This is a genomic window from Streptomyces sp. NPDC051452 (assembly GCF_044454765.1).
Classification (GTDB): Bacteria; Actinomycetota; Actinomycetes; order Streptomycetales; family Streptomycetaceae; genus Streptomyces.
In genome coordinates, this window is the sequence record NZ_JBITEB010000003.1 from 598,123 (window position 1) to 615,286 (window position 17,164).

The window sequence follows — 17,164 nt, forward strand, 5'->3', positions numbered from 1 at the left end:
GGCGCCGTGGCATCCGGTGCCACCCCGTGGGCCGGTCCCCGCGCCGGGCGCGGCTCACCGTCGCTGCGGGACCCAGCGGTACATCAGCTCCGGCCGGCCCACCTGCCCGTACAGCGGGCTGCGGTCCGCCCGGCCCGCGTCGACGAGGTGCTCCAGATAGCGGCGCGCGGTGATCCGGGAGATGCCCACCACCTCCGCGACACCGGCCGCGGTGAGACCCCCCGGGGTGTCGCGCAGCGCGCCGGTGACCCGCTCCAGCGTGGGCCCGCTCAGCCCCTTCGGCAGGGCCGCAGGTGACGGGGTGCGGAGCACGGCCAGGGCCCGGTCCACCTCGTCCTGGCCACTCGCCTCGCCGGCCGCCGCGTGGAACTCGGCGTAGCGCACCAGGCGGTCCCGGAGCGTCGCGAAGGTGAACGGCTTCAGCACGTACTGGACGACCCCCAGCGAGACGCCCTCGCGGACCACGGCCAGATCCCGGGCCGACGTCACCGCTATGACGTCCGCGTGGTGCCCGGCCGCGCGCAGCGAGCGGGCGAACTGCAGGCCGTGCACGTCCGGGAGGTGGAGGTCGAGCAGGAGCAGGTCCACCGGGGTGCGGTCCAGCACGCGGCGGGCCTCGGCGCCCGTGTGGGCCTTGCCGACCGCGACGAAGCCCGGCACCCGGCCCACGTACAGCACGTGCGCGTCGGCGGCCACCGGGTCGTCCTCGACCACCAGGACCCTGATCGGCCCGTCGTCCGTCATGCCCGGCCGCCTTCCGCCAGGGATGCGGCGCCGGCCGTCGCGGTGCGCAGCGGTAGCCGCGCCTCGAACACCGCCCCGCCCTGGCCGTCCGCGCCGGACTCCGCCACCGTCAGGGTGCCCTCGTGCCGGGTCACCGCCTGCCGGACCAGGGCGAGCCCGAGGCCCCGCCCGCCGGGCCCGGCCGGTTTCGTCGAGAACCCCCGCTGGAACACCAGGTCCGCGTGGGCGGGGTCGACGCCGGGGCCGGTGTCCGTCACCCGCAGGACCAGTTCGGCCCGCGACGCCTGCGCCGTCACCGTCACCCGTGCCCCCGCGCTGCCCTGTGCCGCGTCCACCGCGTTGTCGATCAGGTTGCCGAGGATGCTCACGAGGTCGCGCGCGGGCAGGCTCTCGGGGAGCAGGCCGTCGTCCAGGCGGCTGTCCGGCGACACCACCAGTTCCACGCCCCGCTCGTTGGCCTGGGCGGTCTTGCCCAGCAGCAGGGCGGCCAGCACCGGTTCGCCCACCGCCGCGACCACCTGGTCGGTCAGCGCCTGCGCCAGCTCCAGTTCGGCCGTGGCGAAGGCCACCGCTTCCTCCGCCCGGCCCAGTTCGATCAGCGACACCACCGTGTGCAGCCGGTTGGCCGCCTCGTGCGCCTGCGAGCGCAGCGCCTGGGTGAAGCCGCGCTCGGAGTCCAGCTCGCCCATCAGCGACTGTAGTTCGGTCACGTCCCGGAGGGTGGCGACCGTGCCGCGCCGCTCTCCGCCCGACACGGGGGAGGTGTTCACGACCAGGATCCGGGTCGCCGTCGGATGGACCTCGTCCACCCGGGGCTCGGACGCCAGCAGCGCGCCCGTGAGCGTGGCCGGCAGGCCGAGGTCGGCCACCGAGCGGCCGACCACGTCCTCCTCGTGGCCCACGCCCAGCAGCTCGCGCCCGCCGTCGTTGATCAGCGCGACCCGGTACCGGCCGTCCAGCATCAGCAGGCCCTCGCGGACCGCGTGCAGGGCCGCCTGGTGGTAGTCGTGCATCCGGCTCAGCTCGGTGGCGTTCATGCCGTGGGTGTGGCGGCGCAGCCGGGCGTTGACGACATAGGTGCCGACCGCGCCCAGCAGCAGGGTCCCGCCGGCCACCCCGAGCAGGGCGGCGACCTGTCCCCGGACCCGCGCGCTGATCGCCTCCACCTTGATCCCGGCGCTGACCAGCCCGATGACGCGGCCGTTCTCCCGCACCGGGGTCACCGCGCGGACGGACGGACCGAGCGTGCCGGTGTAGGTCTCGGTGAAGGTGCGGCCCTGCCGGGCGGGGGCGGTGCGGCCGAGGAAGCGTTTGCCGATCTGTCGCCGGTCGGGGTGGGTCCAGCGGATGCCGTCCGGGCTCATGATCGTGACGAAGTCGACGCCGGCGTCCCGCGTGACCAGCAGCGCGTACGGCTCCAGCTCGGCCGTCGGGTCGGGGGCGTGGATCGCCGGGCGCACCGAGGGGGCGTCCGCGACCGAGCGGGCCACCGCCGTGACCTGGCGGACCGCCGCGTCCTCGGCCTGCCGCCGGTCGCTGACGTAGGTGAACAGCGCGTACCCGGCCACGACCACCGCTATCAGCACGGCCTGCATGGCGAACAGCTGGCCCGCCAGGCTGCGGGGCCGGGGGAGGGAGGGGACGCGCATGCCAGCAGTGTGCCTCCCGGCCGGGGCGTGAACTAAATGAACGGAAGGGTGACCGCCCTCACAGTCCGGGAGATAGTCACGGCATTCCCCAACAACGCCCGGACGTGAGCCGCACGCCGGTTGTTCGCCGACGAAGACGTCAAGGAGGGCAGTCGTGGCCGCCAGCACCCCCGAAACGGCACCTGCCGCAGCCCGTGTGAAGCGGGACCGGACCCACTATCTGTACATCGCGGTCATCGTGGCGGTCGCGCTCGGTATCGCCGTGGGGCTGATCTGGCCCGATGCCGCCGTCGAGCTCAAGCCGCTGGGCACCGGCTTCGTGAACCTGATCAAGATGATGATCTCGCCGATCATCTTCTGCACGATCGTGCTCGGGATCGGGTCCGTACGGAAGGCGGCCAAGGTCGGTGCCGTCGGCGGTATCGCCCTCGGCTACTTCCTGGTGATGTCGCTCGTCGCACTCGCCATCGGCCTCGTCGTCGGCAACGTGCTGCACCCGGGCGAGGGGCTGCATCTGACCGAGGCCCTGCGCCAGAGCGGGCACGCCCAGGTCTCCAGCGAGGCGCTGCCCCCCGTCGACTTCGTGCTGTCGATCATCCCGACCACGTTCGTCTCGGCCTTCACCGAGGGCCAGGTCCTGCAGACGCTGCTGGTCGCCCTGCTCGCCGGGTTCGCGTTGCAGGCCCTCGGGTCGGCCGGGCAGCCGGTGCTGCGCGGCGTCGAGCACGTCCAGCGGCTCGTCTTCCGCGTTCTGTCCATGGTCATGTGGGCGGCGCCGGTCGGCGCGTTCGGCGCCATCGCGGCGGTGGTGGGCTCCGCCGGTCTGGACGCCCTGAAGAGCCTCGCCGTGCTGATGCTCGGCTTCTACCTCACCTGCGTCCTGTTCGTCTTCGTCGTGCTCGGCGCGCTGCTGCGGATCGTCGCCGGCCTGAACGTCTTCTCCCTGTGCAGGTACCTCGCCCGGGAGTTCCTGCTGATCCTGTCGACCTCCTCCTCCGAGTCCGCGCTGCCGCGGCTGATCGCCAAGATGGAGCACCTGGGCGTCAGCAAGCCGGTCGTCGGGATCACCGTGCCGACCGGCTACTCCTTCAATCTCGACGGCACCATGATCTACATGACGATGGCGTCGCTGTACATCGCCGACGCGCTGGGGACGCCGATGTCGGTCGGGGAGCAGATCCCGCTGCTGCTGTTCCTGCTGCTGGCGTCCAAGGGGGCGGCCGGGGTCAGCGGCGCGGGCCTGGCGACCCTGGCCGGAGGGCTGCAGTCGCACAAGCCGGCGCTGGTCGACGGGGTCGGGCTGATCGTGGGCATCGACCGGTTCATGAGCGAGGCCCGGGCGTTGACCAACTTCGCGGGCAACGCGGTCGCCACGGTGCTGGTGGGGACCTGGACCAAGGAGATCGACCAGGACCGTGTGCGGCGGGTCCTCGCGGGGGAGCTGCCGTTCGACGAGACGACACTGCTCGACGAGGGCCGGGTCGCGGTCGACGACACCGAGCCGGGGGAGACGCGGGAAGCACGAGGACCGCGGGAGCCACGAGAGAATGACGAGGAACTGGCCAAGGCCTAGTTCCCGGTCCCCCTAGTTCCCGGTCCCCGACCTTCCGGCCCCCGACCGACTCCGGACGCCCGGCCCCGCCTGAACCGGGGCCGGGCGTCCGGTCGTCCGGCTGTCTCGCCCTACGACTCCTCGCTCACCCGGGCCACCAGCGCGGTGGCCGTCGGGGCGGGTACGCCCGCCGCGGTCAGGACGGCGACCGTGGCCGAGGGGCCCGCCTCCCGCGCGGCCACCAGCCCGTCGTTGACCGCCTCCATCACCGCGAACAGCATCTGCTCGTGCACGTACGCCAGCGCCGGCGCGGGCAGCGCCGACTCGAACACGCCCTCGTCCAGGCCCCGCCGCAGCAGCCGGGCCTTGTTCTCGCGCAGTGGCGCGAGGCGTTCGCGGATGCCCTGCACGGTCACCGTGCGCTGGGCCAGCGCGATCAGCAGCCGGTAGCGGTCGGCGATCTCCCAGATCGCGAGGACCGAGCGTGCCACCGCCTCCGCCGGGTCGGACACCGCCCCTCGGGCCCGGGCGTCCGCGTCCGTCAGTGCCGCGACGGCCTCGTCCACCAGCGTGCTGATCAGTGCCTCCCGGCTGGGGAAGTGCCCGTACACCGTCCGCCGTACGACGCCCGCCGCGCGCGCGATCTGGTCCATGGAGGCATCGGGGTCGCGGAGCAGTTCGGCGAGGGCGACGTCGAGGATGCGGCGCCGGTTGGTGTCGGCGCGGCTGGTGTTACCCGTGGTCATGGCGGCCATTGTGCCCTCCTCGACTCGACTTGCACAGCACTGTGCAGAGACGTAGATTGCACATCGTTGTGCAATTGCACGGCACTGTGCAAGTAGCGTGCGCGCCGATGCGTACGTCCCGTCGCGGATCCGAGGAAGGCGACCCCTGCCATGCGACTCGTCATGACCGAACCGGTCGAGAGGATGGACCGGCCCTACGCCCGGCGCTGGTGGGCCCTGCTGGTGCTCTGCCTGAGCCTGCTGGTCATCGTGATGGCGAACACCGCCCTCACGGTCGCGGCGCCCGACATGACGAAGGACCTCGGGCTCTCCAGCGCCGACCTGCAATGGGTGATCGACGGCTACACCGTCCCGTACGCGGCGCTGATGCTGCTGCTCGGCGCGATCGGTGACAAGTACAGCCGGCGCGGGGCGCTCGTGCTGGGACTCGCCGTGTTCGGCGGCGGAGCCGTCTTCGGCTACCTCGCCGACAGCTCCACCACCGTCATCGCGGCCCGCGCCGTGATGGGTGTCGGCGCCGCGCTGATCATGCCGGCCACCCTTTCGCTGCTCGCCGCGACCTTCCCGCGCGCCGAGCGGGCCAAGGCCATCGTGCTGTGGACGGCGACCGCCGGCCTCGCCATCGCCGCCGGACCGGTGGTCGCGGGCGCCCTGCTGCGCGACCACGGCTGGTCCTCGACCTTCCTGATCAACGTGCCCGTCGCCGTGGTCGCGATCGCCGCGGCCTTCGTCCTCGTCCCGCCGTCCCGGGCCGGTCACCACGACCGCATCGACTACGTCGGCGGACTGCTCTCCGTGCTCTGGACCGGCTCGCTGGTCTACATGATCATCGAGGGCCCGCACTTCGGCTGGGGCGTCAAGGCCGTCACCGCCGCGGTCGTCGCCGGCGTCGCCCTGGTCGCCTTCGTCCTGTGGGAGCTGCGCCACCCGCGCCCCATCCTGGACGTGCGCCGCTTCGCCCACCGCCGCTTCGCGGGCTCCAACCTCGCCGTCGCCCTGTTCTTCCTCGCCGTCTTCGGCGCCTTCTACTACCTCACCCAGCACCTGCAGTTCGTCCTCGGCTACGACGCCCTGGAGACCGGCGTACGCATGCTGCCGCTGGCCGGTGCCGTCTTCGTCGGCTCCGCCCTGACCGGCTACCTCACCCCGCGCCTCGGCATGAAGTGGACCGTCGGCGCCGGCATGGTCGGCGGCACCACCGCCCTCGCCCTGCTGACCCGGGTCGACGCGAGCTCCACCTACGGCGACTTCGTGGCACCGCTGGTCATCCTGGGCCTCGCCATCGGCCTCGCCCTCTCGCCCTGCACCGACGCCATCATGGGCGCCTTCCCCGAGTCCGAGCTGGGCGTCGGCGGCGCCGTCAACGACACCTCGCTGGAACTGGGCGGCTCGCTCGGCATCGCCATCCTCGGCTCGCTGCTCGCGACCTCCTACGGCGACCACCTCACCGACGCCACCGCCGGCAGCAGGCTCCCGGCGAGCGCCCTGGACACCGCGCGGGACTCGGTCGGCGCCGGGTACGCCGTCGCGCAGGGCATCGGTGAAAAGGCACACCGGGTGGCGGCCCAGGCGGCGGCCGCGAAGGACCCGCAGCAGGCCGCGCAGCTCAAGCAGCAGGCGACCGAACTGGCGGGCGGCGCCCGGCAGATGGCCGACGCGGTCGGCTCCGCCTTCTCCGACGCCGTGGCCCACACCAGCCTGGTCGGCGCGATCGTCCTGGGCGTCGGCACCGTCCTGGTGGCCGTCCTGCTGCCGCGCCGCGAGGCCGTGGCGGCCGAGGTGGCGCAAGAGGAGAGGGAACTGGCGAACAGCACGGCCGACTGACCACCGCGCGCCTTCTTCCACTAACGTGCCGACCCGGATCAACCGGGACGGCACGTTCGCGCGTGGCGTCGGCAACTGTACGGAGGCACGGGGGATGAAGATCGACTGGGACCGGCGGACCTGCGCGCGCAAGGGCCATGTGACCTACGCGCCCGACGAGCCCGCGCTGCGGGAACGGCTGCACGCCCACACCGCGCACGGCGACGTGTGGCGCTGCCTGCGCTGCGGCGACTTCGCGCTCGGCGAGCCGCACGGCACGGGAGCGGCCTCGAACGCCCCACTGGTCCCGCGCGGCAAGGTGCTGCGGGACCTGTTCATCCTGCGCTTCCTGGCGATCGAGCGGGCCGTGCGCGGTGTGTTCATCGTGCTCGTCGCCGTCGCGGTGTGGAAGTTCAGCAACAGCCAGGACGCGGTGCGTCGGCTCTTCCACGAGTACCTGGACGTCTTCCGCCCGGTGTTCCGGCACTTCCACTACGACCTCGACCACTCGCCGGTGGTCGGCTCCATCCAGAAGGCCTTCGGTTACAAGCACTCCACGCTGCTGCTGGTGGCCGTCCTCCTGGTCGCCTACGCGCTGATCGAACTCGTCGAGGCGGTCGGGCTGTGGTACGCCAAGCGCTGGGCGGAATACCTGACGGTGGTCGCCACCGCCGCCTTCCTGCCGCTGGAGATCTGGGAACTCACCGAGCAGATCAGCTGGCTGAAGATCGCCACGCTCGTCCTCAACATCCTCGCGGTTCTCTACATCGCCCTGGCCAAGCGCCTGTTCGGGCTGCGTGGCGGCCGCCGCGCGTTCGAGGAGGAGCGGCACAGCGCATCGCTGCTGGAGGTGGAGGAGTCGGCCGGGGCGACCGTGTGACCGGCCGCCCTTGACTTGACGCCGACGTCAACGCCTACGGTCCTGGACATGCGAATCGGCGAGCTGGCCGCCCGGGCCCGCACCACCACCCGCACCCTGCGCTACTACGAGGCGCGGGGGCTGCTGACCGCCCGGCGCGACGACAAGGGGCACCGCACCTACGACGAGGACGACCTGCGGTTGCTGCGGCAGATCCGGACGCTGCGGGACTTCGGGTTCGACCTGGAGGAGACGCGGCCGTTCGTGGAGTGCCTGCGCGCCGGGCACCCCGCCGGCGACTCCTGCCCGGCCTCGCTCGCGGTCTACCGCCGCAAGCTGGACGAGCTGGACGCGCTCATGGGGCAGCTCGCGACGGTGCGGGAGAGCGTCGCGGGGCAGCTGCGCCGGGCCGAGCGGGCGCGGGACGCGCTGGCCGCCGATTCGCTGGTTCCGGGAGGCCCGGAACCCGGGTGCGAGCTGGGAGGGCTGACGCGATGAGCGTGACGAGCGGGCTGGCCGAGGTGTCGGACGACGACTTCGGGGCGGAGGTGCTCGGCGCCGATCTGCCGGTGCTGGTGCAATTCACGGCCGACTGGTGCGGACCGTGCCGGCAGCTGGGGCCGGTGCTGCGGGACATCGCCTTCGAGGAGGGCGACCGGCTGAAGATCGTCCAGCTGGACGTCGACCGCAATCCGGATACGACGGTCGCCTACGGCGTGCTGGCCACACCCACGCTGATGGTGTTCCGGGACGGTGAGCCGGTGCGCTCGATGGTGGGAGCGCGCCCCAAGCGGCGCCTGCTGGAGGAACTGGCGGACCTGCTGTAAGGCGCCCGTCCCGAGCACGAAAAAATCCCCTGAGCAATTGCGCTCGGGGGATTTTCGTGCGTATATTCAGTGGTTCACGACTTCGATTCGACGGGTCGCGAAGAACTTCACTGAGCAGAGTATATCCGGGCGGGAGCGGAATTGTCAAACACCGAATTTCCGGACGATGAATTGCGACACGAGCAGGAATTCATCGACGGACTGTACGCACGGGTGGACGTGCTGCGCGGTGCGGCCGAGACCTCGGTCGCGGACGCGCTCGCCCAGGGCGACAAGCCCATGCAGGCCCGGCTGGAACGGGACATCCTGGTCGCCGAGCGCTCGGGGCTGCTCGCCGCCCTGAACGCCGTGGACGGCTCGCTCTGCTTCGGCCGGATCGACCTCGCCGACGGCACCACGCACCACATCGGCCGCATCGGACTGCGCGAGGAGGACACCGAGCGCACCCCGGTCCTGATCGACTGGCGGGCCGACGTCGCCCGTCCCTTCTACCTGGCCACCGGTCACACCCCGATGGGCCTGCGCCGCCGCCGGCACATCGCCACCGAGGACCGGACCGTGACCGCCCTGCACGACGAGATCCTCGACCTCGGCGACACCGTCCGCACCGGCCACGAGGACCCCAGCGGGGACGCCGTGCTGCTGGCCGCGCTGAACTCGGCGCGCACCGGCCGCATGAGCGACATCGTGCAGACCATCCAGGCCGAACAGGACGAGATCATCCGGGCGCCCCACCGCGGCGTCCTGGTCGTCGAGGGCGGCCCCGGCACCGGCAAGACCGCGGTCGCCCTGCACCGCGCGGCCTACCTCCTCTACGAGCACCGGGAGCTGCTGGCGCGCCGGGCCGTCCTGATCGTCGGCCCCAACCCGGCCTTCCTCGGCTACATCGGCGAGGTGCTGCCCTCCCTCGGCGAGACCGGGGTGCTGCTGGCCACCGTCGGCGAACTGTTCCCCGGCGTGCACGCCACCGCCACCGACACCCCCGAGGCGGCCGCGGTGAAGGGCCGCGCCGGCATGGCCGACGTGCTCGCCGCCGTCGTACGCGACCGGCAGGCGCTGCCCGACCCCGTCATCGCCATCGAGCACGACCGCGAGGTGCTGATGCTCGACGACGGCCTGGTGAGCGTCGCCCGTGAGCGCACCCGCGCGGCCAAGCTGCCACACAACGCGGCCCGTGAGCACTTCGAGGGGCACATCCTCAACACCCTCACCGAGCTGTACGCCGAGCGCGTGGGCACCGACCCCTACGACGGCGGCAGCCTGCTCGACGCCTCGGACGTCACCCAGATCCGCGACGAACTCGCCGAGAACCCCGAAGTGTGGTCGGCCGTGGACCGGTTGTGGCCCCGGATCACGCCGCGGCGGCTGGTCGCCGACTTCCTCGCGGAGCCGGACGGCTACCTCGACGAGGCGGACGCCGACGCCGTCCGCCGCCCGGTGACCCGCGCCTGGACCGTGGCCGACGTCCCCCTGCTGGACGAGGCCGCCGAACTCCTCGGCGAGGACGACCGGCTGACCAGGGCGCGGGCGGAGCGCGAGCGCGAGACCCAGATCGCCTACGCGCAGGGCGTCCTGGACGTCTCCTACGCCTCCCGGAGCTATGAGTTCGAGGACAAGGAGGACGGCGACCCGGACGCCTCGGAGGTGCTCTCGGCGCACGACATCATCGACGCCGAGCGGTTCGCCGAGCGGCAGGAGGAGGCGGACCACCGCAGCGCCGCCGAGCGGGCGGCCGCCGACCGCGGCTGGGCGTTCGGCCACATCATCGTCGACGAGGCGCAGGAGTTGTCGCCGATGGCCTGGCGGCTGCTCATGCGGCGCAGCCCGACCCGCTCGATGACCCTGGTCGGAGACCCCGCGCAGACCGCCGAGGCGGCCGGTGTCGGCTCCTGGGCGGAGATCCTCGCCCCGTACGTCGAGGACCGCTGGGAGCACACCCGTCTCGGTGTCAACTACCGCACCCCGTCCGAGATCATGGACCTGGCGGCGGCCGTGGTCCGCGCCGAGCAGCCCGGCTTCCAGCCGCCCAGCTCGGTCCGCTCCACGGGGGTGCGGCCCTGGGTGCGGCGCGCGGCCGGGGACCTGCCCGGCGCGGTCGCCGAGGCGGTCGCCGAACTCACCCCGGCCGAGGGCCGGCTGGCGGTGATCGCCCCGCGCGGGCTGCACCGGCGGCTGGCCGCCCGGCTGGACGGGGTCACGGCCGGCGCCGAGCCCGACCTGACCGGGACCGTCGTCCTCCTCGACCCCCGGCAGGCCAAGGGCCTGGAGTTCGACTCGGTCCTGGTGGTCGAACCCTCCGCCTACGGCACGAGCGACCTGTACGTCGCCCTCACCCGGGCCACGCAGCGGCTCGGGGTGCTGTACACCGAGGAGCTGCCGAAGGCGCTGGCCGGATAGGCCGAAGCCCGGGCCCCCGGCGAGCGGGGGCCCGGGGGAGGGCGGCGCCCCGGGCGGGGGCGGGCGGGACTCGCGGCGACAGGCCCTACGCCGGCCGTAGCCACACCGTCGCCAGGGGCGGCAGCGTCAGCCGGATGCTGGCCGGGCGGCCGTGCCAGGGCTGGGGCTCGGGCTTGACGGCGTCCGGGTTGGTGACGTCGCCGCCGCCGTAGCCGCCCGCGTCGGTGTTCAGCACCTCCAGCCAGGCGGGCACGTCGTCGGGGACCCCGAGGCGGTAGTCGTGGCGGACCACCGGGGCCAGGTGGGAGACCGCGAGCAGGGGGGTGCCGTCGGCGTCGAGGCGCAGGAACGCGAAGACGTTGTCGTCGGCCGCGTCGCCCGTGATCCACTGGAAGCCCGCCGGATCGGTGTCCCGCTGCCACAGCGCGGGCGTGGCCCGGTAGTGGGCGTTCAGATCGCGGACGAGGTCGCGTACCCCCCGGTGGTCGGCCTCGGCGCCGTAGGACGGGTCGAGCAGCCACCAGTCGGGGCCGTGGGCCTCCGACCACTCCGCGCCCTGGGCGAACTCCTGGCCCATGAACAGCAGTTGCTTGCCCGGATGGGCCCACATATAGCCGAGGTAGGCGCGGTGGGCGGCCCGCTGCTGCCACCAGTCGCCCGGCATCTTCGACACCAGCGACCGCTTGCCGTGCACCACCTCGTCGTGGGAGATGGGCAGCACGTAGTTCTCGCTGTACGCGTACACCATCGAGAACGTCATCTCGTGGTGGTGGTACCTGCGGTGCACGGGATCGTGGCTCATGTACTGGAGCGAGTCGTGCATCCAGCCCATGTTCCACTTCAGTCCGAAGCCGAGCCCGCCGAAGCCGCTCGGGCCCTGGTGGTCGGTGGGCCGCGTGACACCGTCCCAGGCCGTGGACTCCTCGGCGATGGTCACCACGCCGGGGCAGCGCCGGTAGACGGTGGCGTTCATCTCCTGGAGGAACGCCACCGCGTCCAGGTTCTCCCGGCCGCCGTGCTCGTTCGGCGTCCACTGGCCCGGCTCGCGCGAGTAGTCCAGGTAGAGCATGGAGGCGACGGCGTCCACGCGCAGCCCGTCGATGTGGAACTCCTCGCACCAGTACACGGCGTTGGCGACGAGGAAGTTGCGTACCTCGCGCCGGCCGAAGTCGAACTCCAGCGTGCCCCAGTCCGGATGCGCGGCCCGCAGCGGGTCGTGGTGCTCGTACAGCGGACGCCCGTCGAAGGCGGCGAGCGCCCACTCGTCGCGCGGGAAGTGGGCCGGCACCCAGTCCATCAGCACACCGATGCCGGCCTGGTGCAGCCGGTCCACCAGGTACTTGAAGTCGTCGGGGGTGCCGAGCCGGGCCGTCGGCGCGTAGAAGCCGGTGACCTGGTATCCCCAGGAGCCGCCGAAGGGGTGCTCGGCGACCGGCATCAGCTCCACATGCGTGAAGCCCATCTCCGTGACATACGCCGTCAGTTGCTCGGCCAGCTGGCGGTAGGTCAGACCGGGTCGCCACGAGGGCAGGTGCACCTCGTAGACGGAGAAGGGCGCCTCGTGCGCCGGGGTCTTCGCGCGCTCGGACATCCACGCCTCGTCCCCCCACTCGTGGCGGGAGACGTGCACGATCGAGGACGTGGCGGGCGGCACCTCGGTACGGCGGGCCAGCGGGTCGGCGCGCAGGGTGCGCGAGCCGTCCGGGCGGGTGATCTCGAACTTGTACAGCTCGCCCTCGCCGACCCCCGGTACGAACAGCTCCCAGACGCCGGTGGAGCCGAGCGAGCGCATCGGCAGGGCGGAGCCGTCCCAGTAGCTGAAGCTCCCCGTGACCCGCACGCCCCGCGCGTTCGGCGCCCATACCGCGAACCGGGTGCCGGTCACGCCCTGGTGGGTCGTGACGTGCGCGCCGAGCGCCTGCCACAGCTGCTCGTGCCGGCCCTCGCCGATCAGATGCAGGTCGAGGTCGCCGAGCGTGGGCAGGAAGCGGTAGGCGTCCTCGGTCTCGTGCACGGCGCCGTCGTACGCCACGAGCAGCCGGTAGACCGGGACCTCGGACAGCGGGAGCAGTCCGGAGAAGAAACCGTCACCGTCGTCGTGCAGTTCGGCGCGCAGGTCGCCCGAGACCACGGTGACGGCCCGCGCGCCGGGCCGGAAGGCCCGGAAGGCGACGCCGCCGGGGACCGGGTGGGCGCCGAGTACGGCGTGCGGATCGTGGTGGGTGCCGTGCAGCAGCCGCCCGCGGTCGTCGGCGTCGACGGCGGGGGAGACGGCGGCCTCCAGCACGGGCGGCGCCGCCTGCGGTGGCACCTGCGGCACCTGCGGCACCTGCGGCGCCTGGGTCTCCTTGGCCTTCCTCTCCCCCTTCGGCTTGCCTGTCTTGTTCCTGGTGGCTGACTTCTTGGACGTCACGAGCGAGTCTCCCGGGCGAGGATCAGATCGGTTCGGACGCGGCGAGGCGACGGATCGCCGACATCGGTACGGGGAGCCAGTCGGGGCGGTGCCGGGCCTCGTAGACCACCTCGTAGACCGCCTTGTCGGTCTCGTAGGCCCGCAACAGCACCGGATCGGTGCGCGGATCGCGGCCGCTCACCTCCGCGTACCCCGAGCAGTAGGCGGCCCGGCAGGAGTGCGCCCAGTCCGGGGCCGCCGAAGCCGCCGAGTGGGCGGCGTAGTCGAAGGAGCGCAGCATCCCCGCGATGTCCCGCACCGGCGGCTGGGGCATCCGCCGCTCGGCCAGCGGCCGGGCCGGCTCGCCCTCGAAGTCGATCAGCGACCACCGGCCCGACGGCGAGCGCAGACACTGTCCGAGGTGCAGATCGCCGTGCACGCGCTGGGCCGTCCAGGTGCGGCCCTCGGCGGCGAGGGCGGCCAGCGCCTCGTAGGCCGACCGCAGGCCGGGCGCGTACGGCAGCAGCGCCGGCACCGCCCGTACGGCCGCCTCCAGCCGCTCGGTCATGCCGTCGACCAGCTGCTCCAGCTGGGCACGGCCGAGGGTGACCGTCGGCAGGGCGCGGGCGAGAGCGGTGTGCACCTCGGCGGTGGCCCGGCCGAGGGCCCGCGCCTCGGCGACGAAGTCCTCGCCCTTGGCCAGCTCGCGCAGCGCCAGCTCCCAGCCGTCGCTGGCCCCGCTGACGAAGGGCTGGAGCACGGCCAGGACGTAGGACCCGTCGGGCTCGTCCCGTGGCCCGGCATGCAGCCAAGCCGTCGGCGGGGGCACCCGGGGGCAGCCCTCGCCGGCCAGGGCGAGCGGTAGCTCCAGATCGGGGTTGACGCCGGGGACGACCCGGCGCAGCAACTTGAGAATGAACGTATCTCCGTAGACCACCGACGAGTTGGACTGCTCGGCGGTCATCAGCCGGGCCACCAGGCCGTCGCGGATCTCCTGGCGCGGGTCGCGCCCGAAACGCAGGTCGCCGATGCGGGCCCCGTTGCGCAGGGCCTCCAGGAGCACCTCGGCGGGCCGGGGGTCGTACAGGGCGTCGTACACCGTGCGGCCGGCGAACGGGCCGTCCGTGGCATGTCCGATCAGCGCGGGCGCCAGCCGGGGCGGCAACGCCTCGCGCACGCCTATGAGGAGCTGGTAGCAGTCGCCGGGGTGCGGCGCCGCGCCCGGCGCGGGCGGCTGGTCGACGCGCACCAGCAGGTGGTACAGGCCCAGCCGGCCGTCCGGCGGCAGCAGTTCGGTGGCGGCCACCGGGATGAGACCGGTGATCGGGCGCCCCTTGCCCGCGAACCAGCGCTGTCGCGGCAGCCATGCGCGCAACAAGGGGTCCAGCGAGGTGAGGAGGTGACTCGTGGGACCGGTGGTGCCAAGAGGGGTGACCGTTTCCGCCATCAGGCGTCACGTCCTTTCCCCGGGTCGTCGGGGTGTTACTGATGCGTGCCCCGGGTGGGGCGGTGGAAACGCCCCACCGCCCCACCCGGTGGGCTCAGACCGCGTCCCGGCGCAGCCGGAACCAGTAGAAGCCGTGTCCCGCGAGGGTGAGCAGGTACGGCAGTTCACCGATCGCGGGGAAGCGCACCCCGCCGAACAGCTCGACCGGGTGCCGTCCGCCGAAGAGGCTGAGGTCCAGCTCCGTGGGCTGCGCGAAGCGGGAGAAGTTGTGGACACACAGCACGAGATCGTCCTCGTACTCGCGCAGGAAGGCGATCACCGCCGGGTTGGAGGAGGGCAGTTCGGTGTAGGTGCCCAGTCCGAAGGCGGGGTTCTGCTTGCGGATCTCGATCATGCGGCGCGTCCAGTGCAGCAGGCTGGACGGCGAGGACATGGAGGCTTCCACGTTGGTGACCTGGTAGCCGTGGACCGGGTCCATGATCGTGGGCAGGAAGAGCCGTCCCGGGTCACAGGACGAGAAGCCGGCGTTGCGGTCGGGGGTCCACTGCATGGGGGTGCGGACGGCGTCGCGGTCGCCGAGCCAGATGTTGTCGCCCATGCCGATCTCGTCGCCGTAGTAGAGGATCGGTGAGCCGGGCAGGGACAGCAGCAGGGCGGTGAACAGCTCGATCTGGTTGCGGTCGTTGTCGAGCAGGGGGGCGAGCCGGCGGCGGATGCCGATGTTGGCGCGCATCCGTGGGTCCTTGGCGTACTCGGCCCACATGTAGTCGCGTTCCTCGTCGGTGACCATCTCCAGGGTCAGCTCGTCGTGGTTGCGCAGGAAGATGCCCCACTGGCAGCCGGAGGGGATCGCGGGGGTCTTGGCGAGGATCTCGGAGACCGGGTAGCGCGATTCGCGCCGTACGGCCATGAAGATGCGCGGCATGACGGGGAAGTGGAACGCCATGTGGCACTCGTCGCCGCCGGAGGTGTAGTCGCCGAAGTAGTCGACGACGTCCTCGGGCCACTGGTTGGCCTCCGCCAGCAGCACGGTGTCCGGGTACTGGGCGTCGATCTCCTTGCGGACCCGCCTGAGGAACGCGTGGGTGGCGGGCAGGTTCTCGCAGTTGGTGCCCTCCTGCTGGTACAGGTACGGCACCGCGTCCAGCCGGAACCCGTCGATGCCGAGATCCAGCCAGAACTTCAGCGCGGAGATCATCTCCTCCTGCACGGCCGGGTTCTCGTAGTTGAGGTCCGGCTGGTGCGAGAAGAAGCGATGCCAGTAGTACTGCTTGCGTACCGGGTCGTACGTCCAGTTGGAGGCCTCGGTGTCGACGAAGATGATGCGAGCGTCCTGGTACTGCTTGTCGTCGTCGGCCCAGACGTAGTAGTCCCCGTACGGACCGTCCGGGTCGCGCCTCGACTCCTGGAACCACGGGTGCTGGTCGCTGGTGTGGTTCATGACGAAGTCGATGATCACGCGCATGCCGCGCTGGTGGGCGGCGTCGACGAACTCCACGAAGTCGGCGAGGTCGCCGAACTCGGGCAGTACGGCGGTGTAGTCGGAGACGTCGTAACCGCCGTCACGCAGCGGTGACTTGAAGAACGGCGGCAGCCAGAGGCAGTCGACGCCGAGCCACTGCAGGTAGTCCAGTTTGGCGGTCAGGCCCTTCAGGTCGCCGACGCCGTCTCCGTTGCTGTCCTGGAAGGAGCGGACGAGGACCTCGTAGAAGACGGCTCGCTTGAACCAATCGGGATTCCGGTCCTTGGCGGGTGTGTCCTCGAACGTGTCCGGAACGGGCTCGTTGACGATCATATGGCGGGTGACCCTCCGATCTGCGGGTTGGACGGTCGCAGGACGGTGAAGACATGCGCGGGCCTGTGACCCGGTTCGAGGCGCACGTAGTTGGCCCTGCCCCAGTAGTAGGTCTCGCCGGTGAGCTCGTCGCGCACCGGCACGGACTCGTGCCATTCCAGGCCGAGTTGCGGCATGTCCAACGAGACCGTGGCTTCCTGGGTGTGGTGGGGGTCGAGGTTGGCGACCACGAGAACCGTGTTCGATCCGCTCCGCTTCGAGTAGGCGATCACCGCGTCCTGGTCGGTGTGGTGGAAGTGGAGATCACGCAGCTGCCGCAGGGCCGGGCTGCGGCGGCGGATGTCGTTCAGTGTGGTGATCAGGGGTGCGATGGTGCGTCCCTCGCGGGCGGCGGCTTCCCAGTCGCGTGGTGTGAGCTGGTATTTCTCCGAGTCGAGGTATTCCTCGCCGCCTTCCCGGAAGGGGGTGTTCTCGCACAGTTCGTAGCCGCTGTAGATGCCCCAGGCGGGGGAGAGGGTCGCGGCGAGCACGGCCCGGACCTCGAAGGCGGGGCGGCCGCCGTGCTGGAGGTAGCCGGGCAGGATGTCGGGGGTGTTGGGGAAGAGGTTGGGCCGCATGTAGGCCGCCGCCTCGCCCGACAGTTCCGTCAGGTACTCGGTGAGTTCCTGCTTGGTGTTGCGCCAGGTGAAGTAGGTGTAGGACTGCTGGAAGCCGATCTGGGCGAGGGTGTGCATCATCGCGGGCCGGGTGAACGCCTCGGCGAGGAAGATCACGTCGGGGTCCCGGCGGCCCACCTCGGCGATGACCCGTTCCCAGAACACCACGGGCTTGGTGTGGGGGTTGTCCACGCGGAAGATCCGCACCCCGTGTTCCATCCAGTGGCGCAGGATCCGCACGCTCTCCTCGACGAGGCCGTCCATGTCGGCGTCGAAGGCGATGGGGTAGATGTCCTG

12 protein-coding genes and 1 pseudogene are annotated in these 17,164 nt (G+C 71.8%); 6 read left to right on the forward strand and 7 right to left on the reverse strand.

Annotated elements, in window-relative coordinates:
• Window positions 1-54: 54 nt before the first annotated feature.
• Together ACIBA9_RS12145 and ACIBA9_RS12150 are read right to left on the reverse strand one after the other, a co-directional pair.
• On the reverse strand, window positions 55-744 hold the full coding sequence (locus ACIBA9_RS12145) for a response regulator (RefSeq protein WP_393900191.1): 690 nt from the start codon (window positions 742-744) through the stop codon (window positions 55-57).
• Window positions 741-2,393 (reverse strand): ATP-binding protein, encoded by a 1,653-nt coding sequence (locus tag ACIBA9_RS12150; protein ID WP_399362053.1) that lies wholly within the window; start codon window positions 2,391-2,393, stop codon window positions 741-743. Before ACIBA9_RS12150 ends, ACIBA9_RS12145 begins: the two co-directional genes overlap by 4 nt.
• Before the next feature lie 154 nt (window positions 2,394-2,547).
• Between ACIBA9_RS12150 and ACIBA9_RS12155 the strand changes: the two genes are divergently transcribed.
• Entirely contained in the window at window positions 2,548-3,966 is a 1,419-nt protein-coding gene (locus tag ACIBA9_RS12155) for a cation:dicarboxylate symporter family transporter (RefSeq protein ID WP_399362055.1), read from the forward strand.
• 110 nt (window positions 3,967-4,076) lie between these two features.
• Here the strand turns inward: ACIBA9_RS12155 and ACIBA9_RS12160 are convergent, their stop codons facing one another.
• On the reverse strand, window positions 4,077-4,700 hold the full coding sequence (locus tag ACIBA9_RS12160; protein WP_399362057.1) for a TetR/AcrR family transcriptional regulator: 624 nt from the start codon (window positions 4,698-4,700) through the stop codon (window positions 4,077-4,079).
• Between the two features lie 141 nt (window positions 4,701-4,841).
• Between ACIBA9_RS12160 and ACIBA9_RS12165 the strand changes: the two genes are divergently transcribed.
• From ACIBA9_RS12165 to ACIBA9_RS12185, 5 genes are all read left to right on the forward strand, one after another.
• A complete protein-coding gene (locus ACIBA9_RS12165; protein ID WP_399362059.1) occupies window positions 4,842-6,515 on the forward strand; it encodes an MFS transporter in 1,674 nt (557 codons plus the stop codon).
• A 94-nt stretch (window positions 6,516-6,609) separates the two neighbouring features.
• Complete coding sequence (locus tag ACIBA9_RS12170; protein ID WP_399362061.1) at window positions 6,610-7,374, forward strand: DUF2127 domain-containing protein; 765 nt, start codon at window positions 6,610-6,612, stop codon at window positions 7,372-7,374.
• A 48-nt stretch (window positions 7,375-7,422) separates the two neighbouring features.
• The gene (locus ACIBA9_RS12175; protein WP_399362063.1) at window positions 7,423-7,851 is read left to right on the forward strand and encodes a MerR family transcriptional regulator; all 429 of its coding nucleotides are present in this window, start codon (window positions 7,423-7,425) and stop codon (window positions 7,849-7,851) included.
• Window positions 7,848-8,180 carry a thioredoxin family protein gene (locus tag ACIBA9_RS12180; protein WP_399362065.1) on the forward strand — a complete coding sequence of 111 codons (333 nt, stop codon included), beginning with the start codon at window positions 7,848-7,850 and terminating at the stop codon, window positions 8,178-8,180. The genes ACIBA9_RS12175 and ACIBA9_RS12180 overlap by 4 nt, the downstream gene beginning before the upstream one ends.
• A 171-nt stretch (window positions 8,181-8,351) precedes the next feature.
• A complete protein-coding gene (locus ACIBA9_RS12185) occupies window positions 8,352-10,577 on the forward strand; it encodes a HelD family protein (protein WP_399362132.1) in 2,226 nt (741 codons plus the stop codon).
• 85 nt (window positions 10,578-10,662) lie between these two features.
• On the opposite strand, the gene glgB is transcribed toward ACIBA9_RS12185, so the two are convergent.
• From glgB to ACIBA9_RS12205, 4 genes and pseudogenes are all read right to left on the reverse strand, one after another.
• Window positions 10,663-12,990 carry a 1,4-alpha-glucan branching enzyme gene (glgB, locus tag ACIBA9_RS12190; RefSeq protein WP_399362067.1) on the reverse strand — a complete coding sequence of 776 codons (2,328 nt, stop codon included), beginning with the start codon at window positions 12,988-12,990 and terminating at the stop codon, window positions 10,663-10,665.
• Window positions 12,991-13,012: 22 nt separating this feature from the next.
• Window positions 13,013-14,416, reverse strand: a complete 1,404-nt coding sequence (locus tag ACIBA9_RS12195) for a phosphotransferase (RefSeq protein ID WP_399362069.1) — start codon at window positions 14,414-14,416, stop codon at window positions 13,013-13,015.
• A gap of 94 nt (window positions 14,417-14,510) precedes the next feature.
• Window positions 14,511-16,211 carry a maltose alpha-D-glucosyltransferase gene (treS, locus tag ACIBA9_RS12200; RefSeq protein ID WP_399362071.1) on the reverse strand — a complete coding sequence of 567 codons (1,701 nt, stop codon included), beginning with the start codon at window positions 16,209-16,211 and terminating at the stop codon, window positions 14,511-14,513.
• Window positions 16,208-17,164: pseudogene (locus ACIBA9_RS12205) on the reverse strand (alpha-1,4-glucan--maltose-1-phosphate maltosyltransferase); the annotation flags it as partial. The pseudogene ACIBA9_RS12205 and the gene treS, both read right to left, overlap by 4 nt.

Bases quoted from the DNA above. Each gene is read 5' to 3' on its own strand.
- ACIBA9_RS12145 (WP_393900191.1), bottom strand. From the start codon at position 744: ATGACGGACGACGGGCCGATCAGGGTCCTGGTGGTCGAGGACGACCCG.
- ACIBA9_RS12150 (WP_399362053.1), bottom strand. From the start codon at position 2,393: ATGCGCGTCCCCTCCCTCCCCCGGCCCCGCAGCCTGGCGGGCCAGCTG.
- ACIBA9_RS12160 (WP_399362057.1), bottom strand. From the start codon at position 4,700: ATGGCCGCCATGACCACGGGTAACACCAGCCGCGCCGACACCAACCGG.
- ACIBA9_RS12165 (WP_399362059.1), top strand. From the start codon at position 4,842: ATGCGACTCGTCATGACCGAACCGGTCGAGAGGATGGACCGGCCCTAC.
- ACIBA9_RS12170 (WP_399362061.1), top strand. From the start codon at position 6,610: ATGAAGATCGACTGGGACCGGCGGACCTGCGCGCGCAAGGGCCATGTG.
- ACIBA9_RS12175 (WP_399362063.1), top strand. From the start codon at position 7,423: ATGCGAATCGGCGAGCTGGCCGCCCGGGCCCGCACCACCACCCGCACC.
- ACIBA9_RS12180 (WP_399362065.1), top strand. From the start codon at position 7,848: ATGAGCGTGACGAGCGGGCTGGCCGAGGTGTCGGACGACGACTTCGGG.
- ACIBA9_RS12195 (WP_399362069.1), bottom strand. From the start codon at position 14,416: ATGGCGGAAACGGTCACCCCTCTTGGCACCACCGGTCCCACGAGTCAC.
- treS (WP_399362071.1), bottom strand. From the start codon at position 16,211: ATGATCGTCAACGAGCCCGTTCCGGACACGTTCGAGGACACACCCGCC.